Raw genomic sequence first — 25,425 nt, 5'->3', positions numbered from 1 at the left:
GCAGTGGCCGTGCCTGAATTTCACCTTTTTTGGCATCACTTTATGGCCATTTTCGGGACAGTTTTCTCGTAAGCCGCGGCATTGTTTCTGGCGTAGGTACAATCCGAGAAAAACGTCACCGAATTTACCGGGAATGTGGCAATACTATGGCGGGAAAAGAAGTGCTGAAGCACAAGGAAGGGTGAACCATGAAACGCATCTTGATGACAATGGGGGCCGCGACGACGATGTACCTGTCGACCGCCGCGGTTGTGTCGGCCCAGAGCTGGACCGACTATCTTTGCAGCCGCTACGGGATCTATTGCGGTGGCTCGGGCGGCCATAACAACACCACCCCGGCACCGGAAATCGACGTGTCGAGCGGCGCGCTGGCCCTGGCGGCCGTGGGCGCGATGTTGATCCTGGCGTGGGAAATCAAGCGGCGCCGCGCCGCCTGATCAGATCAGGCCCCAATCTCCGCGCCACGCCGCGACCGCGGCAATGAGCGCGTTGGCCACGGCATGGGCGGCGATCGCGTCTGCAAGTCGCCCGCGCCGCATGACCAGCAGCGCGAAGATGACGCCGGCGATGCCGGCCTCGAGATAGCGGCCATGCAGCGCCGCGAAGGCGGCGGTGGGCACGACGATGGCAAGCGCCTTGCCCGGCCAGCCACCGATATCGAGCCGCGATTGCAGGTATCCCCGGAAGAACAGCTCTTCGATCACCGGCACGAACAGCACCGTGCCGGCGATGCGCGTCATGGCCCAGAGCAGGAAGGCCCAGAGGGGCAGCGCCATCAGTGCCCCTGACGCCGGTTCCGCCTCGGGCGCCATGGCGAGCCAGCCGATGCCGATGGCAAGGCCGGCCAGCACGGAGACCATGTCGGGCCATTGGGCGTAGCGCACAAGCACCGCCCTGCCCCACCAGAGCGCGCCGAACATCAGCGCCGCCTGCACCGGGTAGGCCAGTTCCGGCGCGGTCCAGAAGGTCTGGGCGATGACGCCGGAGACCATGAAGATGATGAAGGGGATGAGCTTGACCGCCGCGTCGTCCTGCGAGAGCCGGGTCGATGGGGCGGCGGGTGCGGCGGTCTCCTTTCGGAGCCAGGAGATGCGGCTGGCCGCGACCAGCACGCCGAAGGCCAGCAGCATGAAGAAGAGCCAGCCCGCGAAGCTGTGGAAGCCATTTTGCGCCAGCGCGGGCGAGACACGGTCGCCGATCAGGATCAGCAGGGTGATGCGGAGGATGTTGAGCCCCCAGCTGAGCGCCAGCGCGACGGGCAGGACCATGCCCCAGAACCGCCCCATGCGCAGCGTGTCGCGGAAGAGCCAGGCGTAGATGCCCATGAAGGCGGTGATCAGGGCGAAACCTTCGATGCCGGAGCAGGAATCGGCGACGGAGACGAGGAAATCGGGCGTGCCGATGACCTGGAAGGGCGGTGCCATGACCATGTCGTCGGCGACGAGGGACATCAGCAGCACGACGCCTCGGAAGGTGGTTTCGGTCAGGATGTCCCAGTACCAGAGCGGGCCCAGCAGCGCGGCGATGTCGGGCAGCAAGAAGGCCAGCACGGCGATGACCAGAAGCGTGCCGGTGCGGCCCTGGAGCCAGCGCTGCCAGTCGCGGGGCGCGGCAAGCCAGAAAAGCCCGGCCAGCATGGCGGTGAGCGCGCCGGCGGTCAGGACGGGGAAGACGTAGCCGAACAGGTCGTTGAGGTCGCGGGGCGCGATGACGAAGAGCGGGACGAAGACGGCGGCGAAGGCGGCGGCGTGCAGAAGAACCCATCCCCTGCCCCCGTCGCGGCCGCGCGCCATGCGGGCGAAGCCGTGCCGGGCCGAGGGCGCCGCCCAGAGGTAGACACCGATCATCGCGGCGAGGCACATGGCGCGCACCATCGCCCCGCGCAGACCGCGGCAGGCGGTCTCGATCGGCGTCAGGCGGCACTCGACCGAGGCCAGCACCTGGAAGGCCAGCATGATCAGCACCATCTCGACGGCGAAAAGGCCGCAAATCCAGATTGCCCGCTTCGGCATGTTGCTCTTGTCCGCTCGGTTTTCTCGGCCTCAGGCGGTAGGCCGGAATCCTGTTAAAATCATGGCCGATGTCGGGTGATTTCGGCTCGGACCGGGAAAGACCGTCCTGTCAGGCTTTCCCCTCGGCCCTGTCCCGGGTTTCGGCGTCCAGCCTCGCCCACCAGTCGGCGTAGCTGGTGTTCTTCGGGTGTCGCCCGCCTTCGTCGGGGGCACCGTCATCCCACCAGACGGGCCCGCGTTCGCCCAACCGGTGCTTGGCGGCGTCGACATCGGCGCGGGCCGCGCGCTCGGCCTCCGGCGTGTCGGCCATCTGGACGGCGCGGCGGGCCTGCATCAGGGCCTTGACCGCCGCGCGGCGTTCGCTGTCGTCGAGCGAAGGGTCGGTGCAGCGCCAGAGGCGGCCACGGGTGACGAAATAGCGGCGATCGGGGGTGGTGAGGCGTTCCTTGCGGGCCATGGGCCTATTCCGCCGCCAGGTCGCGCTCGCTGGCCTGCCGGCGCCAGAGCCCGGCATAGCGGCCGTCGCGAACCAGCAGATCCGTATGGCTGCCTTCCTCGACGATGCGGCCGTCTTGGAGCACGATAATGTGGTCGGCATCGGCCACGGTGGACAGGCGGTGGGCGATGGTGATGACGGTGCGACCCTGCCCCGCGCGGCGGAGCGCTTCCTGGATGCCCTGCTCAGTCTCGGTGTCGAGCGCGCTGGTGGCCTCGTCGAGCAGCAGGATGGGCGGGTTCTTGAGCAGGGTGCGGGCGATGCCGACGCGCTGTTTCTCGCCGCCGGAGAGCTTCAGGCCGCGTTCGCCGACGGTGGTGTCGTAGCCCTCGGGGAGGCTGGCGATGAAGTCGTGGATCTGGGCGGATTTCGCCGCCGCCTCGACCTCGGCCCGCGTGGCGCCCTCGCGGCCATAGGCAATGTTGTAACCGATCGTGTCGTTGAAGAGCACGGTATCCTGCGGGACCACGCCGATGGCGTCGTGCAGGCTGTCTTGCGTCACGTCGCGCACGTCCTGGCCGTCGATCTTCAGGGCGCCATCGGAGACGTCATAGAAGCGGAAAAGCAGCCGGCCGATGGTGGATTTGCCCGAGCCCGAGGGGCCGACGATGGCGACGGTCTGCCCCGCCGGGACCGCCAGGCTGACGCCCTTGAGGATCGGGCGGTTGGGCTCGTAGCCGAAGGTGACGTCATCGAGTTCGACGGTGCCGCCGGTGACGTGGAGCGCCCCGGCGCCGGGCTTGTCACTCACGTCCGGGTCCTGTTCCAGAAGGCCGAACATCTCGCCCATGTCGACGAGGGCCTGGCGGATCTCGCGGTAGACGGTGCCGAGGAAGTTGAGCGGCATGGTGATCTGGATCATGTAGGAATTGACCATGACGAAATCGCCCACGGTCATGGCGCCGGACTGGACCCCGGTGGCGGCCATGACCATGACGATGACCAGCCCGCCGGTGATCAGCACCGCCTGCCCCACGTTGAGGAAAGCCAGCGAATAGGAGGTCTGGATCGCCGCTTCCTGGTAGCCTTCCATGGCCTTGTCGTAGCGCTCGGCCTCGCGCTGTTCGGCGCCGAAATACTTGACGGTCTCGAAGTTGAGCAGGCTGTCGATGGCCTTCTGGTTGGCGTCGGTGTCCTGGTCGTTCATCCGCTTGCGCAGCTTCACGCGCCATTCGGTAACCTTGAAGGTGAAGAGCACGTAGAAGGCGATGACGCCGGCGACGACGACGAGGTACCAGATGTCGAAGAGCGTCCAGAGCACGATGCCGATCATCAGCAGTTCGAGGACGAGCGGGCCGATCGAGAAGACGAGGAAGCGGAGCAGGAATTCGACGCCCTTCACGCCCCGCTCGATGATGCGGGAGAGGCCGCCGGTCTTGCGGGTGATGTGGTAGCGCAGCGACATGGCGTGGATGTGCCGGAAGGTGCGCAGGGCGAGTTTGCGCAGGGCCCGCTGGGCCACGCGGGCGAAGAAGACGTCGCGCAGTTGCTGGAAGCCGGTGTTCATCAGCCGGGCCATGCCGTAGGCGACGGTGAGGCCCACGGCGCCGATGGCGAGCATCCACGCCTCTGTCTGGCTTTCGCCGGCGAGCGCGTCGACCGCGCCCTTGTATAGAAGCGGCGTGCCGACGGCGACGAGCTTGGCAACGAAGAGCGCCGCGAGGGCGAGGATCACGCGCCATTTGACCCATCCCTCGTCCTTCGGCCACAGGTAGGGGGCGACCTGGCGGATCGTCTTCCAGCCGTTCTTGGGCGGCTCTGTCGTGGTCAGGGTTCTGCGGCGGCGCATTCGGTCACTTCTTCGGGGTGTTGGCCACAGATAGGCCGGGCGCGGCGGGGAGGCCAGTGCGAATGCGCGCACAGGGGGGTGTTCGTGGGCTGCCGGTGGGCCCGGCCTGTCGGGCGGGCGGTCAGTTCGGGACCGTGAAGACCTGGCCCGGGTAGATCAGGTCGGGGTCGCGGATGCGGTCGCGGTTGGCCTGGAAGATGCGCACGTAGAGCACGCCTTCGCCGTACTTGTCGCGGGAGATGGCCCAGAGCGTGTTGCCCGGCTGCACGGTGATCGCCTGGATCTTGCGGCCCGTGTCGCGGGTGCCGAGCAGTTCCTGATCCTCGCGTTTGAAGGGGGTCTCGACGCGGGAGAGGACGGTGCCGTCTTCGTCGACCTCGTCGATGCGGAGGGTGTAGACGCCGGTATCGACCTCGGGCAATTCCGAGCGCCAGTTGCCGTCCTCGGAGATGCGCGAGGTGGTGATGGGGGTGTTGTCGAGGTAGACGCGCACGAAGCCGTCGCCCTGGGCGCGGCCGGTGAGTTCGACCTCGCCCGCGTCGTTGTAGGTGATGGCATCGAGCGCGACGGTCGACATGACCTCGGGCGCGGTGTCGCCTGGGGTGGGCGGCTGGATGACGCTGACGCCCGAGGCATCGGAGCGCAGCACGGCCTGCGAGGTGGCACCGTCGGCGGCGGGCTCGGGGTCAGCCTGGGCGGGCTCGGCCGGCTCGGGGGCCGATGTGCCGATATCCGCGCTGGCCAGTTCGGCGGGTTCGGCGGGTTGATCTGCCGTGGCGCCCTGATCCTGCAGGTCCTCGGCGCCGGTTGCGGCAGCCACATCCGCGGGGTCGGAGGTGTCGGCCTCGGCCGGCGGGTCGGTTTCGGCGGTGACGGCGGGTTCCGCGGGTGTGGCGGTTTCCGGGTCGGCATCGGTTGTCCCCGACGTCTCTACACCGGTGGTCGTGGCGGGTTCGGGCTCGGCGGGCTCGGCTGTGGAGACGTCGAGGGATGCGGTTTCGACCGGCTCGGTCGTGTCGGTGGCGGCCTCACCGGTGTTTGCCGTGCCGTCCTGTGCCTGTGCAGCCCGGTCAGGCGTTCCGGTATCGGCGCCGCCGATCTCCACCGGCTCGCCGGGCGTGCCGGTGTCGTCCGCCGCAGGGGACGAGGTGGCCGGCGTGGTGTCGGCCTCGCTGGAGGGGTCGGCGTCGGAGATTTCGACCATGGTTCCGGAATCGGCGCCCGTGTCCGTGTCGGCAGTCGTATCGGCGGCAGTGTCATCGCCCGCGGAGGCGGTTTCCCCGGAGGCCATCGACATCTCCGGTGTCGCTTCCTCTGTCGCGGTCTCTGCTTCGGCCATGGCGACGGGGGGCGTGGGGGCGATGATGATCTCGTCGAGCGAGATGATGTCTTCGCCCGTGTCGGGAGAGTGCATGGCGAGGGTCAGGATGCGCGGGTCGGCACTGCTGTCCATCTCGATGAACTCGACGAAATCGCCGTTGGCGTCGGGGGTGACGGTGGTCAGCACCTCGTCGTCGACAAGGATCGACACGTCCCAGCCGGCCTTGCCGGTGCCGGCGACGAGCATCTGGCCGTCAGGAGTGAGGCGGAAGAGGCTGATGGCGGGTGCGTCTGGCGCTGCCTCGGCCTCGGCGGTGTCGGTGTCGCCGGATTGCGGGGCCGGGTCTGTCGCCTCGGGTTGGTTGCCGGTGTCCGTCGTCTCTTCAGGCTGGGACGCCGGATCGGTGTCGGGAGTGGGCGTGTCACCGGTGGTGACGGAGGCCAGCGGATCGGGGTTGTCGGTGTCGGGCTGGCCGGACTGGTCGGTGCCCGATGCCGGAAGGTCCCTGGGTGCGGTCCCGCTTTCCGGCGCGGCCTGCCCTTCGGTCTGGACCATCGCTGCCGGCTCGGCCTCCGGTCGCTCGGGCGACGGGGTGAAGACGCCAGCCATGTAGAGCCTGCCGATCACGACGCCGGCCACTACCGCGCCCGCGATGACGACGGTTTGACCGCCCGCCCCTCCTGCCAGTTTACTCATCCGGTTCCTTCCGCCCCAGGCCATGCGCCACATGGTTGCCGGAGAATATCAACACAGCTATCTAGGGTCAAAACAACCCTTTTGCAATTTGCGGTGATTTCATGGCGGTTCGCTCGGTCTGTGTCTTTTGCGGCTCACGTGCGGGGGCGAACCCCCGTTACGAGGCCGAGGCGACGGCGCTGGGACGGTGGATTGCCGGGGAAGGCTGGCGGCTGGTTTACGGGGCGGGCGACGTGGGCCTGATGGGCGCCGTGGCCCGGGCGGCGCAGGCTGCGGGCGGCGAGACCTTCGGCGTGATCCCCGAGCACCTGGTACGCTGGGAAGTGGGGAAGACCGACCTGACCCGCTATGTCGTGACCGAGACGATGCACGAGCGCAAGAAGGTGATGTTCATGAATTGCGACGCGATCGTGGTACTGCCGGGCGGCGCCGGATCGCTGGACGAGTTCTTCGAGGTGCTGACATGGCGGCAGCTGGGCCTGCATGACAAGCCCGTGGTGCTTCTCAATACCGACGGGTACTGGACGCCACTGACCGCGCTCATCGATCACGTGATCGCGGAAGGTTTCGCCGACGAGTCGATCCGCGGGTTCATCACCGTCTGCGAGGATGTTCAAACGCTGGGCGGCACCCTTCGGGCGGCCCTGTCCTGACGCCATATGGCGGTGGTGTAGATCGCCAGCGCGGTCCAGATCAGGGCAAAGGCGATGGCGTGCCACAAGCTGAAGAGTTCGCGGAAGACCAGCGTGGCGCAGAGGAATTGCAGGCTGGGGTTGATGTATTGCAGCACGCCGACGGTGGCGAGCGTCAGGCGGCGCGCGGCGTAGCTGAAAAGGATGAGCGGCAGGCCGGTGAGCGGCCCTGAAAGCATCAGCAGGAGCGTGGTGGAGGTCTCGGCGGCGAAATGGCCGGTCCCCGCGCGGTGGGCCAGCCAGAGGATCGCCAGCGCGATGGGGGAAAGCAGCAGCACCTCGGCGGTGACCGAGACGACGGGGCCGATGCTGAGCCATTTCTTGGCAACGCCGTAGAGGGCGAAAGTTATGGCGACCATCAGCGGGATCCACGGTGCGGCTCCGTAGCCTGCGGCCAGAACCACGACCGCGAGGCCGGCCAAAGCGACGGCAAGCGCCTGGGCCCGGCCGAGCCGTTCGCGAAAGAAGATCGCGCCCATCAGGACCGAGGCGAGCGGGAAGGTGTAATAGCCGAGCGAGGCCTCGATCGCATGTTCGATCTGGATGGAGGTGATGAAGATCAGCCAGTTGCTGGAGATCATCAGTGCGGCGAAGGCAAGGATCGCGAGGTCGCGCCGGTTCGAAACGGCCTGCCGAAGAACGTGAAGGCGGCGCTGAGCGGTCAGGACGCCGGCGAAGAAGACAAGCGACCACAGCGTGCGGTGGGCCAGGACCTCGAAGGGGGGCACGTGGGTCAGCAACTTGTAGAAAAGCGGTGCCAGTCCCCAGATCGTGCAGGCGGAGACCATTGCCGCAATGCCCTTGCCGCTGTCTGTCATGGTGCCCCTCGCCTTGCCTGCCCGCGCCGCCTTGCTGACGCAGGACGGCGCGGAAGACAAGCCGGTTCTGGCGAACCGGTGCGGGGGCCGGTGTCAGGCCGTGGGGTCGAGCTCGGCCTTGAGCAGCTTTTCCACCTTGTCGAGCGGGTGGTTGGTCAGGTCCTTCGGCATGTCGGCGACGACGCGGGAGGAGACCTCCTTGTGCATCTTGTCGCGCAGTTCACCCAGAACACGCGGCGGGGCTATCAGGACGATCCGCTCGAAGGCGTTCTTGTGGGCGTACTTGTAGAGAAGCTCGGCCAGGTCGTCGGCAAAGCGGTCCTTGGCAAGCTGGTGCCAGTCTGTTTCCTGCATGGAGGAAAGCTGCTGTACGCCGGTGTCCTGCATCCGGCCGGGCTTGTCGGTGCCCTGCTCCGAGTCGGCGGGGTTTTCCTGTTCCTCGATGCGGATGACGTTCAGGTCGGGGTCCTTCTCGTCGAGGTCGTTGCGCAGGAAGAGGGCCTTTTCGCCGTCGGCGATCAGCACCCAGGTGCCGTGGGTCAGCGTGCTCATGTCATTCGTCTCCTCTGTCCGATCCGTGGTCGCGCTCGTCGGCGCCGGTGACCCGGGTCGCACCGGCGGGTTTCTCCTTGGCGCGCTTCTCCTCGTCACGGGTGCCGATCTTGCGGGTCAGCGTGCCGCCGCCCCGGCCTTCCTGGTCGGGCTGTTCGGTGGAGTTGTCGACGAATTCGTCGCTGTCGCGGCTGCCGTCCTTGGATCTCTTGCGCTCGGCCATTTGGGCGCCTCCTTTTCCTTGGTCTTCGAGAACAAAACGCACAGGCAAAGCGCGGGTTCCGGAGGCGACGCCGGGGCAAGGCGGCACTAGCGCAGGGTGAGCGTGACCTGCCGTCGGCGGCCGAATGCCGTGAGCCAGAATGCGGCCCCGAACGCCGCGCCGAGCGCGAGCCCCACGAGCAGCCAGGGGAGCGGGTTGCCCACGGCCCAGAAGGCAAGGCCCGTGCCGGCGGCGCCAGATGCGAGGGCATCGCGGTAGGTCACGGTCTTGGACCGGCGTGCCAGAAGGTACCAGATGAGGAGGACGAGCAGGGTCATCGGCAGGGCCAGGATCGCGCCGAAGACGGCAGAGAACCAGAGGTCGTTCCATGGATCGAGAGACCGGCCCGGCCGATGCGCCGTGGACAATAGCTGTCCGCCCCAGTTGAACAGGACGCCGACAGCGTAAGCGGCGAGGCAGCCCTTGAGGACCGAGACGATTTGCATGTGCTGCCCTTTCGGCGGCCTTCAGGTTGGCAAGCTGCGGGGCCTGCACCGCTTCAGGAATAGATCATCCTTGGCCGTCCTGTCACCGGGGCGCGGGCAGATACGCGCCCGCAAGACGCAGAAAGGCCCCGCCGGATGACGGGGCCTTTCGCTGGAATGGTACGGGCCTGGCTTACATGCGGCCTGCGACGTTTTCCCAGTTCACCAGGTTGTCGAGGAAGTTCTGCAGGTAAGCCGGGCGCTTGTTGCGGAAGTCGATGTAATAGGAATGCTCCCACACATCGCAGCCCAGAAGCGCGGTCTGGTTGAAGCAGAGCGGGTTGACGCCGTTCTCGGTCTTGGTGACCTTGAGGCTGCCATCGGTGTCCTTCACCAGCCATGCCCAGCCCGAGCCGAACTGGCCCGCGCCGGCGGCGGCGAATTCTTCCTTGAACTTGTCGACCGAGCCGAACGATTCCTTCAGCGCGTTCTCGAGCTCGCCCGGCATGCCGGTGCCGCCCGGCGCCATCATTTCCCAGAACTGGTTGTGGTTCCAGTATTGCGAGGCGTTGTTGAAGATCCCCGACTGAGCCACGGCCTTCGGGTCATAGGTGCCCTTGATGATCTCTTCGGCGGATTTGCCTTCCCACTCGGTCCCGGAAATGGCCTTGTTGCCGTTGTCGACATAAGCCTTGTGGTGAATGTCGTGGTGATACTCCAGCGTTTCCTTCGACATGCCGCTGCCAGCCAGCGCGTCGTGAGCGTAAGGAAGATCGGGAAGTTCAAAAGCCATATCGGACCTCTTGTGCTTATTGCGTTTAACCTGTGGCATTACATGTGATCGGGGGGGCAGTGACGTCAAGGCGTAACTTTCGAAAACGGCGGAGGGCGGCCGCCGATGGCGCCGCCCCCCTTCTATCGTTGCGTGTTGCCCGCTGCGGGGCAGGTCAGGCGAAGTAGCCCACCTCGCCGCCCGGCTCGGCCGCGTCGCAAAGCAGGCCGTAGACGTATTCGGCGACAGAGCGGAAGCAGACGATGCGGATCGTGCCCGCCTCGGTCATCCAGATGGCCGCGGCGACCTGAGCCATCCGGGTGCGCCGGATCGAGCCCGGTTCGAAGGCGCCGGGCGACATGTCGACCGGGCAGAGCTTGGCGATCACCTCGCGCACCCCTGCCCCGCTGATCTCGAACATGGCGCGGGCGTCGGAGACGTTGACGGCGAGATAGTGCTCGCCCTTGAGCGCGGTGTCGATCTTCGTCAGGGCTTCGGTGGCGCTGTCGTAAGGCACCATGACCAGCAGCTCGTCCGGCGACATCCATGCCGCGCCACTGTCGCCGCTCGAGGTAATTTCGCGCTGGCCGGGCTTGGCGGCGCCGGTTGCGTCTTTCACAGCCTTGGTCATCTTGGCCGAGCCCTGATCTCCGCGCAGGGTGATCATGCCCTGAAGCCCTGCGTCGCGGACGGTGACCGTGCCGTCAAAGGATGCGCCCTTGAGCGCGCTGACTGCGTCAGACATTCTGCTTCTCCCCGTCCTTGTCGTAGAAGATGGGATCGACGATTTTCGCCGTCATCACGGTGCCGTCGAGTTTCGGGAACTCGATCACCTCGCCCATGCGGTCGGGGCCGTCGAGCACGAGGCCCATGGCGATGCCGCGGCCCAGCGTGGGCGAGTGGTAGGTCGAGGTGACGCGGCCTTGGGTCTTGCGCTGGCCGTTGGCGTTGGTGCCCTCGGCAGTGGCATAGGCCCCGTCGGGCAGGACGCCGCCATCGGTGGTTTCCAGCCCGACGAGTTTCCAGCGCTTCGGGTCGGCCATGTGCTTGCGTTCCTGGGCGCGCTTGCCGAGGTAGTCCTCTTTCTTCTTCGAGATCGCCCAGTCGAGGCCGAGATCCTGCGGGATCACGGTGCCGTCGGTCTCGTCGCCGATCATGATGAAACCCTTCTCGGCGCGCATGACGTGCATCGCCTCGGTGCCGTAGGGCATGACGCCGAACTCGGCCCCTGCCTCCATCAGCGCGTCCCAGACGGCGCGGCCGTGGGAGGCCGGTATTGCCAGTTCGAAGGACAGCTCGCCCGCGAAGGAGATACGGTAGCAGCGCACCGGGACGCCCGCGACGGTGATGTCCTTCCAGCCCATGAATGTCAGGGCCTCGGCGCTGACATCATCATCGGTGAGCTTTTCAAGCGCCTTGCGGGAGTTGGGGCCGGCGATGCCGATCTGGGCGTATTGCTCGGTCACGTTGGCGACGTAGACTTTCCAGTCCCACCATTCGGTCTGGAGCCATTCTTCCATGTGGCCATGGATCGACTCGGCCCCGCCGGTGGTGGTGTGGCAGAGGAACGTGTCCTCATCGAGCCGGGCGACAACGCCGTCATCCATCAGGAAGCCGTTCTCGTTGCACATCAGGCCGTAGCGGCAGCGCCCCGGTTTCAGCGTGCTCATCATGTTGGTGTAGAGCATGTCGAGGAAGCGGCCCGCATCCGGCCCCTTGACGATCAGCTTGCCGAGCGTCGAGGCGTCGAGCAGGCCGAGGCTGTCGCGGACCTGTTTGATCTCTCGGTTGACGGCATCGTGGCGGGTTTCACCCGGTTTGGGGTAGCTGTAGGCGCGGCGCCATTGGCCGACGGGTTCGAAATCGGCATTGTTGGCGGCGTGCCATTCATACATCGGCGTCTTGCGCAGGGGCTGGAAGAGCTCGCCCTTTGCCTCGCCCGCGATGGCCGACATGGAGATCGGCGTATAGGGCGGGCGGAAGGTGGTGGTGCCGGTCTGCGGGATGGGCTGGCCGAGGGAGTCGGACAGGATCGCGAGGCCGTTGATGTTGCTCAGTTTCCCCTGGTCGGTGGCCATGCCGAGCGTGGTGTAGCGCTTGGCGTGTTCGACGCTCTCGAAGCCTTCGCGGGCGGCGAGCTGCACGTCGGAGACCTTCACGTCGTTCTGGTAGTCGAGCCAGGATTTCATGCGGAGCTGGATCTTGGCGCCCTGCGGCATGAGCCAGACCGGCTGGATCGGCGCTTCGCCGATGGTGGCGGCTTTCGGCGCGTCGGTGGCGGCGGGTTCGTGGCCGAGGGCCCTGGCCGCGGCCTTGCCGGCGGCATGGGCGTCGGTGAGGATACCGGCCAGCGAGAGCTCGCCATTGGCGGCGCCGGCGGCGATGACGAAGGGTTCCCCGGCGTCACCGGTCGGGGCTTTATCCACATCCGGGCGGAAGCAGGCCTGCGCCTCGTCCCAGAGCAGCTTGCCGCCGCAATGGGACCACAGGTGCACGACCGGCGACCAGCCGCCGGACATGGCGACGGCGTCGCACTTGATCTCTTCCAGCACGGCGCCTTCACCGGCCTGGGCGCAGATCTCGACGGCTTCGACGCGCTTGCCGCCCTTGACCTTGGCGATGGCCTTGCCGTTCTCGACCCGGATGCCCATGGTGCGCGCCTTCTGGGCCAGGGCGCTGCCGCCCTCGGCGCGGGCGTCGAGGATGACGGGCACGTCGAGGCCGAGGTTTTTAAGGGTGATCGCGGTGCGATAGGCGTCGTCGTTGTTGGTGACCACGACGGTGCGGTCGCCCACGGAGACCCCGTAATCGACCGCGTAATCGCGCACGGCGGAAGCCAGCATGACGCCGGGAATGTCGTTTCCGGCGAAGCTGAGCGGGCGTTCGAGGGCGCCGGTGGCGGTGATGACCTGCCCCGCACGGATCCGCCAGAGGCGGTGGCGGGGGCCGGGCGTACCGGGCTTGTGGTCGGTCACGCGCTCGTAGCCCAGCACGTAGCCGTGGTCGTAGACCCCTGCCCCCATCATCCGGGTGCGCAGGGTCACGTTTTCCATACCCTGGAGGGCCGCGACAGTTTCGTCCACGAACTTATCCACAGGCTGGCCGTCGACCTCGCCGCCATCGACGGGCGAGCGGCCACCCCAATGGGCGGTCTGTTCCATGACGAGGACACGGGCGCCGGCCTCGGCCGCGGCTTTCGCCGCCTGAAGGCCCGCCACGCCGCCGCCGATTACGGCGACGTCGACGAAGGCGTAGAAATGCTCGTAGGTGTCGTTGTCGCCGCCCTTGGGCGCGCGGCCCAAGCCGGCCGACTGGCGGATGAAGGGTTCGTAGACATGTTTCCAGAGCGGGCGGGGATGCATGAACATCTTGTAGTAGAAGCCCGCCGGCAGGAAGCGCGAGAAAAGCTTGGAGTTGATCTCGCCCACGTCGAACTCGAGGCTGGGCCAGTGGTTCTGGCTTTCGACGGTGAGGCCGTCGAACAGCTCGGTCGTGGTGGCGCGCTGGTTGGGCTCGAAATCGGCGCCCTTGCCCATGTTGAAGAGCGCGTTGGGCTCTTCGACACCGGAGGCGACGATGCCGCGGGGGCGGTGGTACTTGAAGGACCGCCCGACCAGCATCTGGTCGTTGGCCAGCAGGGCCGAAGCGAGCGTGTCGCCCGCGACGCCGCGCAGCTGCTTGCCGTTGAAGGTGAAATTCAGCGGTTGGCTCTTGTCCAGAAGCCGCCCGCCGGTGGCAAGGCGCGTGCTCATGCGAACTCTCTCCAGCTCCAGCCCGGCCGTTTGGCCGAGATCTTGTCCTTGATGTCTTTCGGCGGCTCGGTGGTCTGGGCGGGATAGGTGCCGTAGACCTCGAGCGTGATGGTGTCGCGGGCGGCGTGGAACCACTTGCCGCAGCCGTGGGCGTGACGCCAGCGTTCGAAGTGAACACCCTTGGGGTTCACTTTCGAGAAGAGGTAGCCGTGGAACTCGTCATCCGACGAGCCCGGACCGAAGCGCTTCAGGTGCGCTTCGCCGCCGCCGGCGAACTCGGTCTCCTCGCCTTTGACGCCGCAATAGGGGCATTCAAGGATCAGCATGCGCGTCTCCACCGTTCTTGAGTTGGGTTGTGGGGAATGAGATGTGCGTGGCGCACAAAAAGGGCGGGCGCCGCGAGGCACCCGCCCGGAAATTCGGTCGTCAGGTCGTCAGTCGGTCGTTGTGCCGGTGCCGGTTGCACCGTCGACGGCAGCAGGTGCGCTGGCCCCGTTCTCGGTGCCCGTGGGGGCGTAGCTGAACGCGCTGAAGAGCACCAGCGCGCCGAGTATCGCGAGCACGACGACGAGGACGGTGAGCCGACCGCCGCCGGTGGCGACATCGTTGCCGCTGCGGGTGAAGTCGGGCATGTTGCTCGATCTTTGCCATTCATAGGACATGGGCATTCCTCCTGTTTCGGTGACAGGAACCATGCCCCGGCATCGGAAGCGGCGGAAGAATGAGCGGAAATCCCCGGCCGATCCGTGCGAAGGGCCGCGTATGGGAGGGGGTCCAGTAGGCCGGTTTCCGCTGTTGCGCAAAGGGCAGCCCGCACGGGAAAGCCGCGCCCGGAGGGACGCGGCTTCCTTGCCGTAATACTGGTTGGAATGTGGTTAGTTTGCGGCGTCGTCCGCTGCTTCTTCGGCCGCGCCAGCGGTGTCGTCGGCGGCATCCTCGACGGCGCCGGCCGCGTCTTCGACCGCGCCTGCTGCATCGTCGACGGCGCTTTCGCTGCCTTCGACGTTGACGTCGACGGTGCTGCCGCCGGTCGCGCTGCCCTCAAAACCGCCGTAGATGGCCCAGAACAGTACGCCCACGGCAACGACGAGTCCGCCGACGAGCAGGGCAATACCGGTGCCGCCGCCGCCGCCGCGCTTCTCGGTGCGTTCGATATAGGTGTGGTCACGATCGTGGTTGGTACTATGGTCGGTCTGGTTTGACATGGGTCCATTCCTTTCGGACAAAAACTACCCATGTTAACGAGATCGGCGCGGCCACGGTTCCCTTGCCGTGTCACAAGTGTTGCAAATGCGCCATTTTCCGCTCGGGCCTCTGCAGGCGCGACAAAGGCGGGCACCGCGTGGCGCCCGCCTGCATGACCGCTAAGGTCGCGTGCGTTACTGGCTGTCGGCTTCCATGACGGATTGCGGAGCCGCGCCGCCCTCTTCGCCATCGGCCGGAACGCTGACGGCAGGCTCGGTGCCGGAGCCGGTCTGCTCATCCGGGCCGAAGCCGGTGAGGATGGTGAGGAACAGGGCGCCGCCGGCAATGAGGACGACGAGGGCCCAGATTTGCCAGCCGCTGCCACGGCCTTCTTCGAGCTGGTACCGCGGCATGCGCTGGTAGCGCTGGATGTTCGGGTCGTAGTCGAGTTCACTAGGCATGAGACGATCTCCTCTCCTTGGTGGGATAGAGATAGGAGCGTCGGACATGCATGGGGAGTATGGGCCGCGTCGCCCGCCCCGGACGGGCCATTTGGCGCCATTTCGAGGGTTCGGCATGGGCCGGTTCCCGCCAGAATCCGCACCGGTTGGCCACCGAAAGGCAATTTTTGCACAGAGCGCGCGAAATTACGCGGCATCTGTGCGCCAATTGCCGGAGTGGCCTCCAGCAGCAGGATGACGGGCCGGGATTGCATCAGTGCGCAACCCCCGCGGCGACGGATTCGTCGATGAAGCGGCCTTCCTTGAAGCGGTCGAGCGAGAACTCGTCGGTCAGCGGCGAGTAGCCCGTCGCCATCAGCTCGGCAAAGCCCCAGCCGGAGCCGGGGGTGGCCTTGAAGCCGCCGGTGCCCCAACCGCAGTTGATGAAGCAGTTTTCCAAGGGCGTTTTCGACAGGATGGGCGAGCGGTCGCCGGTCATGTCGACGATGCCGCCCCATTGGCGCAGCATCTTGAGCCGCTGGATCATCGGGAAGGTTTCGCAGAGCGCGCGGACGGTTTCCTCGATATGATGGAAGCTGCCGCGCTGGGTGTAGTTGTTGTAGTTGTCGGCACCGCCGCCGATGACCATCTCGCCCTTGTCGGACTGGCTCATGTAGCCGTGCACGGTGTTGGCCATGACGACCACGTCCATGCAGGGCTTGATGGGTTCGGACACGAGCGCCTGAAGCGCCACCGACTCGATCGGGAGACGGAAGCCCGCCATGTCGGCCACGTGACCGGAGTGCCCGGCGACGACGATGCCCAGCTTGTCGCAGTCGATGTCGCCGCGGTTGGTGCTGACACCCTTGACCTTGCCGTTCTCCGTGCGCACGCCGGTGACTTCGCATTTCTGGATGACGTCCATGCCCATGGCCGAGCAGGCCCGTGCAAAGCCCCAGGCGACGGCGTCGTGCCGGGCGGTGCCGCCGCGCGCCTGCCAGAGGCCGCCGAGCACGGGATAGCGCGGGCCTTCGAGATTGATGATCGGCACGATTTCCCGGACGCGCTCGGGCGTGATGAACTCGGTCTGGACGCCCTGCAGCGCGTTGGCCTGGGCCGTGCGCTTGTAGCCACGGACCTCGTGCTCGGTCTGGGCGAGCATGATGACGCCGCGGGGGCTGAACATGACGTTGTAGTTCAGGTCCTGGCTGAGCGTTTCGTAGAGGCTGCGGGATTTCTCGTACATGGCGGCCGAGGAATCCTGGAGATAGTTCGAGCGGATGATGGTGGTGTTCCGGCCGGTGTTGCCGCCGCCGAGCCAGCCCTTTTCGAGGATGGCGATGTTCTTGATGCCGTGGTTCTTGCCAAGGTAATAGGCGGTGGCGAGGCCGTGCCCGCCGGCGCCGATGATGATGGCGTCGTACCGCTTGCGCGGCTCGGGCGAGTGCCAGGCCTTTTCCCATCCCATGTGATAGCTCAGGGCTTCCCTGGCGATGGCGAAGGCGGAATATCGTTTCATGCGCGCTCTCAGATCAGATGGATTCGCAGCCGGTCTGCATGAAGGTGGTAATGCGACATCCCGCGCCCCGGCAGGATATCCGGCGCGGCATAAGATATGCGATTCGCGACATGGGCGAGGATGCCGTGGAGCGACGCATGAATTGACAGGTCTGCCGCTCGTGGTCATACTTGGTCATACCATTTAGCTCGGAGAGCTGCCTATGACCGTGAAGACCACCATTAGCCTGACCGACCGCCATCACGCCTATGCCAGGCGGTTGGCCGAGGAAGGCCGGCACGGATCGCTCAGCAGCGTGGTGGCGGCCGGGTTGGAACAGATGATCCAGGATGAAGCCGAACGCGATGCGGCCCTCTCGGCGATGGAACAGGCGATCCGCGACCGGATGACCATGCCGGACGAAGACTGGCACGACGGGGTGGACGACCTGTTCGAGGGGGCGCGGACCAAGCTGGCCGGGCGGTAACGCGCTTGGCCCGGTACAGGCTGCTCCGGCATCCGCATGTCGCGACCGATCTGGACGACATCCTCACGCTGGTCGCCGACTACTCGGGGAAGGCCACCGCCCTGCGCATCCTTGGCGTGATCGAGACAGCGGTGCGTGGGTTGGCCGACCTGCCGCATGTGGGCACGGTGCGGGACGATGTTTACCCCGGTCTCAGGGCCATTCCCGTGGCCCGCAAGGGTGTGATCTGTTTCACCGTGGATGATGAGAGGCAGGAGGTCCGCCTCGTCGCGATCACCTATGCCGGGCGGGAATGGGCGCGGATGGTGCGGGGGCGCGGGCGCTGACCTGCGACCATCTGCACCCGCTTGCCTCTTTTGCTTGGGCGCCGGCCCGGCTACATGGGGGCAAGTTACGGAGGCCCCATGCTCTTCTGGATCATCGTCAGTGCCATCGCCCTTTTCTGTGGCGCGATCCTCGGGGTCGCGGTGCTCAGGGGGCGTGCCGGGGAGGAGCCACCCGCGGCCTATGACCTGCGGGTCTATCGCGACCAGCTCAAGGAGGTGGACCGCGACCTAGCGCGCGGGGTGATCAACGAGGAGGATGCCGAGCGGCTGCGCGCCGAGGTGTCGCGCCGGATCCTGGCCGCCGATGCCAAGCTGCGAGAGGGCGGCGAGAGCGGCGGGCAGCCGGGATGGGCCGGTTGGGCCGTGACGGGGCTTGCCGTGGCCGGACTGGGCGGCGGGGCGTTGCTGCTCTATTCGGAACTGGGGGCGCCGGGATATACGGATGTGCCGCTGAAGGGCCGGATCGCCGCGTCGGACGCGGCGCGGGCCAACCGGCAGACGCAGGTCGAGGCCGAGGCGCGCATGCCGGAGGCGGAGATGCCCTCGGACGTGTCGGAGGAGTTCCTCGCCCTGATGGAGAAACTGCGCGAGACGGTCGAGAAGCGGCCGGAGGATCAGCGCGGGCTGCAGCTTCTTGTGCGCAACGAGGCGGCGCTTGGCGATCTGAAGGCGGCCTATGCGGCGCAGCGGCAGTTGATCGAGGTAAAGGGTGACGCGGCCACCGCGGGGGACTACGCGCTGCTGACCGACCTGATGGTGTCGGCCGCGGGCGGTTACATCTCGCAGGAGGCGGAGGAGGCGATCCGCGCCGCGCTGGAACTCGAACCGCGGGAGCCCAGGGCGCGGTATTACCTCGGACTTTACTACATGCAGGTCGACCGGCCCGACGCGGCGTTTCGCACGTGGCGGGCGCTGCTGGAGGAAAGCCGGCCCGGCGCGCCCTGGGTGCCACTGATCCGCAGCCGGATCGAGGAGGTGGCGTGGCGTGCGGGGGTCGAGTACCAGTTGCCCGAGATGGAAGAGGCCCCCGGCCCCAGCGCCGAGGATGTCGAGGCCGCGGGCGAGCTGAGCGATGCCGATCGCGGCGAGATGATCCGGGGCATGGTCACGCGCCTGTCGGAGCGGCTGGCCAGCGAAGGCGGCACGGCGCAGGAATGGGCACGGCTGATCGGCGCCCATGGCGTGCTGGGCGAGACGGAACAGGCCCGCGCGATATGGCAGGAGGCGCAGCAGGTGTTCGAGGGCCGCGAAGCGGAGTTGGAGATCCTGCGCGCCGCCGCGCGCGAGGCGGGAGTGCTGGAATGATCTGCGAGACGATCGAGGAATTTGCCGCCGCCCTGCCCCGGTTACGGCCGATCCTTGGGCTTGACCTTGGCGAGAAGACGATCGGCGTGGCGGCGTCGGACGGAATCCTGTCATCGGCCAACGCGGTGGAGACGATCAAGCGCAGGAAGTTCGGGCTGGATGCCGCGCGGCTGCTGGAGATCGCCGGGGGGCGCGAGGCCTGTGGCCTGATCCTCGGGCTGCCGCGCAACATGGACGGCTCGGAAGGGCCGCGCTGCCAATCGACCCGGGCCTTTGCCCGCAACCTCGAGCGACTCACCGACCTGCCCATCGGCTTCTGGGACGAGCGCCTGTCGACGGTTGCGGCAGAAAGGGCACTGATCGAGGCAGATTTGACACGAAAGCGTCGGAAAGAGGTTATCGACGCGGTTGCCGCCTCATATATCCTTCAGGGAGCACTGGACCGGCTGAGGCATGTGAGGGCAGGCAATTGAACGACAACGCTCCAGTCTGGACGCGCAACGAGATCGAGAGTCCGTGTGTCAGGGTCTGCGTCGTGCACCCGGAGGCGCGGATCTGCACCGGTTGTTTCCGCACCGTGGACGAGATTGCCCGCTGGTCGAAGATGACGGCGGAGGAGCGGCGTGAGATCATGGCCGCCCTGCCCGACCGCGCGCCGATGTTGCGCAAGCGGCGTGGCGGACGTGCAGCGCGGCTGTCGCGGGGCTAGGCGTATCTCAAGACGCGGGTGGTCGCGCACCCCCCGACGTTTTTCCGGAACGGTGAAACAAGGACGCGTGCTTCTTCTGGCCGGAAGTATCCCGGGGGAGTCGCCGCGTGCGGCGACGGGGGCAGCGCCCCCCACTTTTCGCTCAGGGCAGTTCGAGCCAGTCGCGGCTGCCGCCGGCAAGCTCGGGGCGGAAATAGGCGATCATCCGCCCGTCGGGCGGGGCGGTGGCGCCCTCCTGCCAGGGCGCGACGCCGTGCAGGGCAAGGCGATGGACAAGATAGGCCTCGCCCGGCTTCGCGGGCAGCGTGATACGGCGGCAGGTGTCGAAGACCTCGCGGCGGGTGGCCTTGTAAATCTCCGTCAGGTCGGTGTCGGCCCAATCGGCTTCGGAGATGTCCTTCAGCGCCTTGGCAAAGGCCGCGCGCATGACGTGATGACTGCCTTCCCACAAGGTCATCGGCGCCGCGCCGGCGCTGCATTCGGTCAACGGCAGGCCGAGGATATAGGCGTGGCGTTCCTTGAGCATGCGCCGGCGGTCGGGGCCGGTGGCGTGGAAGCCGTCGACATGGGCCGCGTCGCGGTTGAGGCGGTAGCGGAAGGCGGTGTCGCTTTCGCCTTCGCGCGGACGGGGGTAGCCCGGGTAGACCACGGAGACCTGCGCGCGGTGAAGCGGCAGGGTGCCGTAGAGCGCCCTGGCCGCCTCGTGGGCTTCTCCGGCAAGGGGACCGCCGCCCGCGTCGCCCGAGGCGTCGTTAGGCAGAGCGTCGACGCCCACGAACCACGTGCCTTCGCAGGTGAGCCAGCGTGCCTTGAGGGCCGGATCTCGAACCTGTTCGCGCGCCACCTGAAGGGCCGAGGCCGCCCAGTCGCGCACCGCCGGCTCGGCGGGGAACTTGACCCAGCCCTTGTCGAGGAGCTGGTCTACCATCCGAGCGCTTTGCGCAGCATATTGACCGCCACCAGCAGCAGGAACACCGCGAAGACGCGCTTGAGCGGCTTGGGGTCCATCGCGTGGGCCAGTTTCACGCCCCAGGGGGCCGTGATGAGGGTCATGGCGATGACCACGACGAAGGCCACGAGGTTGACCGCGCCGAAGGTGAGCGGCGGGCGGTTTTCGGGGGCGATGGTGAGGAACAGGAAGCCGATGACCGAGGGCACCGCGATGGTTACGCCGAAGCCCGCCGCGGTGGCCACGGCGCGGTGGATGGGTACGCCGTAGAGGCTCATCAACGGCACGCCAAAGCTGCCGCCGCCGATGCCCATCAGCACCGAAAGGAAGCCAAGGACCGGCGAGAGCAGCCCACGGGTGACGCCGCGGGGCATGGCCGGGCCGAGGCGCCACTCCGACCGGCCGAGGCCGAGGTAGAGGCCGATGACGATGCCGAGCACGCCGAAGACCCCCTGCAGCACGGTCGAGCGCAGGGAGGCCGCGACCATCACGCCGGCGATAGCACCGATGACGATGCCGGGCATCCAGGTCTTGAGAATGTGCCAGTCGACGGCGCCTTTCTTGTTGTGGCTGAGCACCGAGCGGATGGAGGTGACGATGATCGTGGCCAGCGACGTGGCGAGGCAGATCTGCATGAGTTGCGGGCCGTCGTAGCCAAGGGTCTGGAACGCGTAGAAGAATGCCGGCACCAGCACGATGCCACCCCCCACGCCCAGCAGGCCGGCAAGGACGCCTGCAAAGCCGCCGATCACCAGCAGAAGCGCCAGCATCTGGAGGAGCAGCATGGTATCGGGCATGGGGGATATCCTTGAATTGGCGGCGGATCGCGGGCGCCATGTTGAGCGGAAATGCGCCCCGGCGGCAAGCGGGAATCCCGGCATTGCCTTTTGCGAAACCGGCTTCTAGGTTTCCGGCGCGCGACGGGCGGCCGGGTTACGGGCCGCGTTTGTGAAAGGACACCCCATGTTACGAACCGGGTTGGTGCTCGGCCTGCTGGCGCTGGTCGGGCCTGCGGCGATCGATATGTATCTTCCGGCGATGCCGCGGATTGCCGAGGAATTCGGCACGTCAGAGACGGCCGTGCAGATGACGCTGACGGGGTATTTCATCGCCTTTGGCGTGGCGCAGCTTGTTTACGGCCCTCTGGCCGACCAGGCCGGGCGGCGGCTGCCGATCTTCCTGGGGCTGGGGATATTCGTGGTCGGTGCGCTCGGCTCGGCGCTGGCCGGATCGGCCGAGGCGCTGGTGGCGTGGCGGGCATTGCAGGGGCTGGGCGGGGCCGCGCTGATGGTGGTGCCGCGGGCGATCATCCGCGACCAGTATACCGGGGTCGAGGCGACGAAGCTGATGGCAATGATCATGCTGGTGATCGCGATCTCGCCCATGCTGGCGCCGCTGGCGGGCAGCGGGATCATGGCGATTTCCGGCTGGCGGGCGGTGTTCTTCGTGTTGGCAGGGTTGGGCGTGTTGTCGGCAGTGCTGACGCTGCTGGCGCAACCCGAGACACTGCCAAAGGAGCAAAGGGTGAGGATCTCGGTGCGTTCGATGCTGCAGGGGAGCCGGGTGTTGCTGTTCGATCCGGGCTTCATGGGCGTGACGTTGATCGGCGGGTTCGGGATGGCGAGTTTCTTCGTCTTCCTCGCCTCGGCGCCGTTCGTCTATGTCGAGCAGTTCGGGCTGTCGCCGACCGGCTTCTCCGTGGCCTTCGCGCTCAACGCGATCGGGTTCTTTACCGCGTCGCAGCTGGCGTCGTGGCTGGGGGCGAAGATGGGGATGCGGCGGCTTATTCGGCGGGGCGTGACGGGGTTCACGCTGTTCACGCTGGCGCTGGTGGTCGTGGCACTGACCGTGGGGACGACGTTGCCGTTGGTGGTGGCGGGGCTGTTCTGTGCCAATGCCTGCCTCGGCGTGGTGATCCCGACGTCGATGGTGCTGGCGCTGGACGATCACGGCGATATCGCCGGGCTGGCCTCGTCGCTGGGGGGCACGCTGCAGATGCTGGCGGGCGGGCTGATGATCGTGGCGGCGGGACCGTTCTTCGACGGGACTGCCCTGCCAATGCTGGCGGCGATTGCCCTGTGCGGGGTGATCGCGACGGCGTTGACGATGCTGATGCTGCCGCGGGAGCAATACGCCTGAGCAGCCCCTACCCCGCCACGGGTGCGCCGGTGACCTGGAAGAGCGCCTCCTCTACGAGGGCGTAGTCGGCCCCCGGCCGCGTGGCGCCTTCGGACAGGACTCGGCGCCACGCGCGGGCACCGGGGCGGCCGGTGAAGAGGCCCAGCATGTGGCGGGTGACCTGGTGGAGCTTGCCGCCCCGGGCCAGGTGGTTCTCGATATATGGCTGCATGGCGCGAACCGCGTCTTCGGGCGTGCGGTCCGGGGTCTCCTCGCCGAAGACCACACGGTCGGCCGGGCCGAGGATATCGGCCGGGTTGTGATAGGCGGCGCGGCCGAGCATGACGCCATCCATCCCCGCATCGAGAAAGGTCTTCGCCTCGGACAGGGTGGAAATGCCGCCGTTCACGGAGAGGTGCAGCGCCGGGAAGAGGCCCTTCATCCGCTGGACGAGGGCATAGTCGAGCGGGGGAATGTCGCGGTTTTCCTTGGGCGACAAGCCTTGCAGCCAGGCCTTGCGGGCGTGGATCGTGAAGCGTTCGACACCGGCAGCCGCGACGCGGGCGAGGAATTCGGGGAGCACCTGTTCGGGGTCCTGATCGTCGACACCGATGCGGCATTTGACGGTGACCTCGACATCGGTGGCCGCGATCATGGCGGCGCAGCACTCGGCAACCAGCGCCGGCTCTTTCATCAGTACCGCGCCGAAGGTGCCGGATTGCACGCGGTCGGAGGGGCAGCCGACATTGAGGTTGATCTCGTCATAGCCGGCCTCGGCCCCCATGCGCGCGGCTTCGGCCAGTTCGTCCGGGTCTGAGCCACCGAGTTGCAGGGCGACAGGATGTTCCTCGGGCGAGAAATCGAGCAGGTGCACGGCCCCGCCCCGCACGAGCGCCGGGGCTGTGACCATCTCGGTATAGAGCAGCGCGCGCGACGACAGTTGCCGGTGGAGGTAGCGGCAGTGCCGGTCCGTCCAGTCCATCATCGGGGCGACGGAGAGACGTGAAGCTTCGCGAGGCATGACGTTGTTGATACCGATCACCATTAAGCCGCTGGTCGCAAATTTCCGGAACCGGGACCGGTGGGCGCTTGCACCGGGTTCCGCCTAATCCTGCAAGCCGCGTTGCTACGTCCTGGCATCGTGATTGGCAAGCCCCCCGGAGCGTCGCCATACCCCCGACCTCCTGTCACGGCGGCAGACATGGCCCGAGGTCGGGGAGGTTGCCAGACGTCTGGGCAACGTCCTGTCTTCCGCCAAATCACGTGCATCGTCACGGGTCAGCATGCCCCCCGCGTTTCTGCCATAGTATCAACATCGGTCAATCTCAGTATAACTAAATGTAAATAAAGATAAAAAATTTGACAACAATTGCATTCTGAAAGAGGTTCGACGGGTCCGAAGATTCGTAATGAGGCTTCGGGGAAATGCCGGCCCAGAGCATGTGGCTCACCGGGCTGGGCGGAAATGAATGCCCCTCGGCGGGCTATTCGGGAGGGTGCCCCAGGCATGCCGGGGCGAGCAGGACAGGACACGTACTGGCAGATGAAGCTCAGGGAAGACCGATTGCAGATGAGGCTGGACAGGCTGTCGGAGTTTACCGTGCCCGGGCGCCCCTGGACGCGCCGCGCGTTCACCGAAAGATACGCGGCCGCAAGGGACTGGCTGCAGAACGAAATGGCCCTCGCCGGCCTGACCACCCGCGTCGATGCGGGGGGCAACCTGATCGGCACGCTGGAGGGACGGGAACCGGCGCACGGCATCCTGGCCAGCGGCAGCCATATCGACACCGTCGTCGACGGTGGCAGGTATGATGGTATCCTGGGCGTGGTCGCCGCGCTGGAAGCCGCGCAAGCCATCGCCGAAAGCGGCAAACAGCCCGGCCACACGATCGAGGTGATCGACTTCCTCTCCGAGGAACCAAGCGACTACGGCGTTTCCTGTGTCGGCAGCCGGGCCATGTCCGGCAACCTTCCAACCGACCTTCTGGAATATACCAACCCTTCGGGCGAACGGCTGGGCGAGGCCATCCGGCGGGCGGGCGGCGCCCCGGAGAAGCTCGAAGGCCCCCTGCGCGGCAAGGAAGAGTTGGCCGGGTTCCTCGAATTGCATATCGAACAGGGCCGGGTGCTCGAATCCACCGGCACGCAGATCGGCGTGGTCACGAATATCGTCGGCATCCGGCGGTACGAGATCGTGGTCACCGGCCGGGCCGACCATTCGGGTACGACCCCCATGAACCTGCGCCAGGATGCCCTTGTCGGCGCTTCGCGGATCGTCGAGCGCGTGAACGCGCAGGCGCGTGAGCTGCAAGCCTCGAACGGCTATCTCGTGGCCACGGTGGGCAAGATCAGCGTGCGCCCTGATGCCGCGAATGCCGTTCCGGGGGAAGCCCGCCTGACACTCGAAGTCCGGAGCGACAGCGAAGACAGGCTGGCCGGCTTTCTCGATCCCCTGCTCGGTTGGGCGGAAGAGGCGGTCTGCCGGCAGGACGCGTTGCAGATCGAGGTGCGCCGCCTCAGCGCGACACACCCCACCGACTGTGCGGAACCGATCGTCGACACGCTGGCCGCATCGGCTGCCGAGCTTGGTTTCAGTTCGATGAAAATGCCCAGCGGGGCCGGTCACGACGCGGCGCACATGGCGCGGCTCTGCCCGACGGGGATGCTTTTCGTGCCCTGCCTCGATGGTCGCAGCCACTGTCCGGAAGAGAGCATCACCATGGAAGACGCGCTTAACGGCGCCCGCGTTCTGACCCGGGCGCTGCTGGCACTGGATGGCACGGCACCGAAAGGGGCCGTGCCGGGAAAATCGTAAGGAATC

28 protein-coding genes are annotated in these 25,425 nt (G+C 66.8%); 9 read left to right on the top strand and 19 right to left on the bottom strand.

Annotated features, from left to right (window positions below; all coding sequences use genetic code 11):
* Positions 1 to 188: 188 nt before the first annotated feature.
* On the top strand, positions 189 to 437 hold the full coding sequence (locus tag QUV18_RS04985; protein ID WP_300892331.1) for a VPEID-CTERM sorting domain-containing protein: 249 nt from the start codon (positions 189 to 191) through the stop codon (positions 435 to 437).
* On the opposite strand, the gene xrtE is transcribed toward QUV18_RS04985, so the two are convergent.
* The 4 genes from xrtE to QUV18_RS04965 all read right to left on the bottom strand — a co-directional run bounded on the left by xrtE (position 438) and on the right by QUV18_RS04965 (position 6,314).
* Complete coding sequence (gene xrtE / locus QUV18_RS04980) at positions 438 to 2,012, bottom strand: exosortase E/protease, VPEID-CTERM system (RefSeq protein WP_300892330.1); 1,575 nt, start codon at positions 2,010 to 2,012, stop codon at positions 438 to 440.
* Positions 2,013 to 2,121: 109 nt separating this feature from the next.
* A complete protein-coding gene (locus tag QUV18_RS04975; RefSeq protein ID WP_300892329.1) occupies positions 2,122 to 2,469 on the bottom strand; it encodes a hypothetical protein in 348 nt (115 codons plus the stop codon).
* Positions 2,470 to 2,473: 4 nt separating this feature from the next.
* Entirely contained in the window at positions 2,474 to 4,297 is a 1,824-nt protein-coding gene (locus QUV18_RS04970; protein ID WP_300892328.1) for an ABC transporter ATP-binding protein/permease, read from the bottom strand.
* 121 nt (positions 4,298 to 4,418) lie between these two features.
* Positions 4,419 to 6,314, bottom strand: a complete 1,896-nt coding sequence (locus tag QUV18_RS04965) for a LysM peptidoglycan-binding domain-containing protein (RefSeq protein ID WP_300892327.1) — start codon at positions 6,312 to 6,314, stop codon at positions 4,419 to 4,421.
* Between the two features lie 101 nt (positions 6,315 to 6,415).
* On the opposite strand from QUV18_RS04965, the gene QUV18_RS04960 reads away from it, so the two are divergent.
* Complete coding sequence (locus QUV18_RS04960) at positions 6,416 to 6,967, top strand: TIGR00730 family Rossman fold protein (RefSeq protein WP_300892326.1); 552 nt, start codon at positions 6,416 to 6,418, stop codon at positions 6,965 to 6,967.
* Here QUV18_RS04960 and rarD read toward each other — a convergent pair.
* From rarD to QUV18_RS04900, 12 genes are all read right to left on the bottom strand, one after another.
* Positions 6,928 to 7,824 carry an EamA family transporter RarD gene (gene rarD / locus QUV18_RS04955; protein WP_300892325.1) on the bottom strand — a complete coding sequence of 299 codons (897 nt, stop codon included), beginning with the start codon at positions 7,822 to 7,824 and terminating at the stop codon, positions 6,928 to 6,930. The two genes, QUV18_RS04960 and rarD, sit on opposite strands and share 40 nt — an antisense overlap.
* A gap of 93 nt (positions 7,825 to 7,917) precedes the next feature.
* The gene (locus QUV18_RS04950) at positions 7,918 to 8,376 is read right to left on the bottom strand and encodes a host attachment family protein (protein WP_300892324.1); all 459 of its coding nucleotides are present in this window, start codon (positions 8,374 to 8,376) and stop codon (positions 7,918 to 7,920) included.
* 1 nt (position 8,377) lies between these two features.
* Positions 8,378 to 8,599: a hypothetical protein gene (locus QUV18_RS04945; protein WP_300892323.1), complete on the bottom strand. Its 222-nt coding sequence runs from the start codon at positions 8,597 to 8,599 to the stop codon at positions 8,378 to 8,380.
* 86 nt (positions 8,600 to 8,685) lie between these two features.
* On the bottom strand, positions 8,686 to 9,084 hold the full coding sequence (locus QUV18_RS04940) for a hypothetical protein (RefSeq protein WP_300892322.1): 399 nt from the start codon (positions 9,082 to 9,084) through the stop codon (positions 8,686 to 8,688).
* Positions 9,085 to 9,256: 172 nt separating this feature from the next.
* Entirely contained in the window at positions 9,257 to 9,856 is a 600-nt protein-coding gene (locus tag QUV18_RS04935) for a superoxide dismutase (protein WP_300892321.1), read from the bottom strand.
* 154 nt (positions 9,857 to 10,010) lie between these two features.
* Entirely contained in the window at positions 10,011 to 10,580 is a 570-nt protein-coding gene (locus QUV18_RS04930; RefSeq protein ID WP_300892320.1) for a sarcosine oxidase subunit gamma family protein, read from the bottom strand.
* Entirely contained in the window at positions 10,573 to 13,587 is a 3,015-nt protein-coding gene (locus QUV18_RS04925) for a sarcosine oxidase subunit alpha family protein (RefSeq protein ID WP_300892319.1), read from the bottom strand. The genes QUV18_RS04930 and QUV18_RS04925 overlap by 8 nt, the downstream gene beginning before the upstream one ends.
* A complete protein-coding gene (locus tag QUV18_RS04920; protein ID WP_057819536.1) occupies positions 13,584 to 13,913 on the bottom strand; it encodes a sarcosine oxidase subunit delta in 330 nt (109 codons plus the stop codon). Before QUV18_RS04920 ends, QUV18_RS04925 begins: the two co-directional genes overlap by 4 nt.
* A 108-nt stretch (positions 13,914 to 14,021) precedes the next feature.
* Positions 14,022 to 14,249 (bottom strand): hypothetical protein, encoded by a 228-nt coding sequence (locus QUV18_RS04915; protein WP_300892318.1) that lies wholly within the window; start codon positions 14,247 to 14,249, stop codon positions 14,022 to 14,024.
* A gap of 213 nt (positions 14,250 to 14,462) precedes the next feature.
* Positions 14,463 to 14,792: a hypothetical protein gene (locus QUV18_RS04910; protein WP_300892317.1), complete on the bottom strand. Its 330-nt coding sequence runs from the start codon at positions 14,790 to 14,792 to the stop codon at positions 14,463 to 14,465.
* A gap of 174 nt (positions 14,793 to 14,966) precedes the next feature.
* Positions 14,967 to 15,233, bottom strand: coding sequence for a hypothetical protein (locus QUV18_RS04905; protein ID WP_300892316.1), 267 nt, complete (start codon positions 15,231 to 15,233; stop codon positions 14,967 to 14,969).
* Positions 15,234 to 15,486: 253 nt separating this feature from the next.
* Positions 15,487 to 16,731, bottom strand: a complete 1,245-nt coding sequence (locus QUV18_RS04900; protein WP_300892315.1) for a sarcosine oxidase subunit beta family protein — start codon at positions 16,729 to 16,731, stop codon at positions 15,487 to 15,489.
* A gap of 202 nt (positions 16,732 to 16,933) precedes the next feature.
* Between QUV18_RS04900 and QUV18_RS04895 the strand changes: the two genes are divergently transcribed.
* From QUV18_RS04895 to QUV18_RS04875, 5 genes are all read left to right on the top strand, one after another.
* Positions 16,934 to 17,197, top strand: a complete 264-nt coding sequence (locus QUV18_RS04895; protein WP_300892314.1) for a hypothetical protein — start codon at positions 16,934 to 16,936, stop codon at positions 17,195 to 17,197.
* Positions 17,198 to 17,202: 5 nt separating this feature from the next.
* Entirely contained in the window at positions 17,203 to 17,523 is a 321-nt protein-coding gene (locus QUV18_RS04890) for a type II toxin-antitoxin system RelE/ParE family toxin (RefSeq protein WP_300892313.1), read from the top strand.
* Positions 17,524 to 17,601: 78 nt separating this feature from the next.
* Positions 17,602 to 18,828, top strand: a complete 1,227-nt coding sequence (ccmI, locus tag QUV18_RS04885; protein ID WP_300892312.1) for a c-type cytochrome biogenesis protein CcmI — start codon at positions 17,602 to 17,604, stop codon at positions 18,826 to 18,828.
* Positions 18,825 to 19,301 carry a Holliday junction resolvase RuvX gene (gene ruvX, locus QUV18_RS04880; protein ID WP_300892311.1) on the top strand — a complete coding sequence of 159 codons (477 nt, stop codon included), beginning with the start codon at positions 18,825 to 18,827 and terminating at the stop codon, positions 19,299 to 19,301. Before ccmI ends, ruvX begins: the two co-directional genes overlap by 4 nt.
* The gene (locus QUV18_RS04875) at positions 19,298 to 19,537 is read left to right on the top strand and encodes a DUF1289 domain-containing protein (RefSeq protein ID WP_300892310.1); all 240 of its coding nucleotides are present in this window, start codon (positions 19,298 to 19,300) and stop codon (positions 19,535 to 19,537) included. Before ruvX ends, QUV18_RS04875 begins: the two co-directional genes overlap by 4 nt.
* A gap of 142 nt (positions 19,538 to 19,679) precedes the next feature.
* Here QUV18_RS04875 and QUV18_RS04870 read toward each other — a convergent pair whose 3' ends face one another.
* Together QUV18_RS04870 and QUV18_RS04865 are read right to left on the bottom strand one after the other, a co-directional pair.
* Positions 19,680 to 20,465, bottom strand: a complete 786-nt coding sequence (locus QUV18_RS04870) for a hypothetical protein (RefSeq protein ID WP_300892309.1) — start codon at positions 20,463 to 20,465, stop codon at positions 19,680 to 19,682.
* Positions 20,459 to 21,283: a sulfite exporter TauE/SafE family protein gene (locus QUV18_RS04865; RefSeq protein ID WP_300892308.1), complete on the bottom strand. Its 825-nt coding sequence runs from the start codon at positions 21,281 to 21,283 to the stop codon at positions 20,459 to 20,461. Before QUV18_RS04865 ends, QUV18_RS04870 begins: the two co-directional genes overlap by 7 nt.
* Positions 21,284 to 21,449: 166 nt before the next feature.
* Between QUV18_RS04865 and QUV18_RS04860 the strand changes: the two genes are divergently transcribed.
* Entirely contained in the window at positions 21,450 to 22,625 is a 1,176-nt protein-coding gene (locus QUV18_RS04860) for a multidrug effflux MFS transporter (protein ID WP_300892307.1), read from the top strand.
* Between the two features lie 7 nt (positions 22,626 to 22,632).
* Here QUV18_RS04860 and dusA read toward each other — a convergent pair whose 3' ends face one another.
* Positions 22,633 to 23,649 carry a tRNA dihydrouridine(20/20a) synthase DusA gene (gene dusA, locus QUV18_RS04855; RefSeq protein WP_300892306.1) on the bottom strand — a complete coding sequence of 339 codons (1,017 nt, stop codon included), beginning with the start codon at positions 23,647 to 23,649 and terminating at the stop codon, positions 22,633 to 22,635.
* A gap of 462 nt (positions 23,650 to 24,111) precedes the next feature.
* On the opposite strand from dusA, the gene QUV18_RS04850 reads away from it, so the two are divergent.
* Entirely contained in the window at positions 24,112 to 25,419 is a 1,308-nt protein-coding gene (locus QUV18_RS04850; RefSeq protein WP_300892305.1) for a Zn-dependent hydrolase, read from the top strand.
* Positions 25,420 to 25,425 lie beyond the last annotated feature (6 nt).

It is taken from the genome of Roseovarius sp. (assembly GCF_030373445.1).
GTDB lineage: Bacteria > Pseudomonadota > Alphaproteobacteria > Rhodobacterales > Rhodobacteraceae > Roseovarius.
The sequence above is the reverse complement of the archived record's forward strand: the minus strand, read 5'-3'. Positions and strand labels throughout refer to the sequence as shown.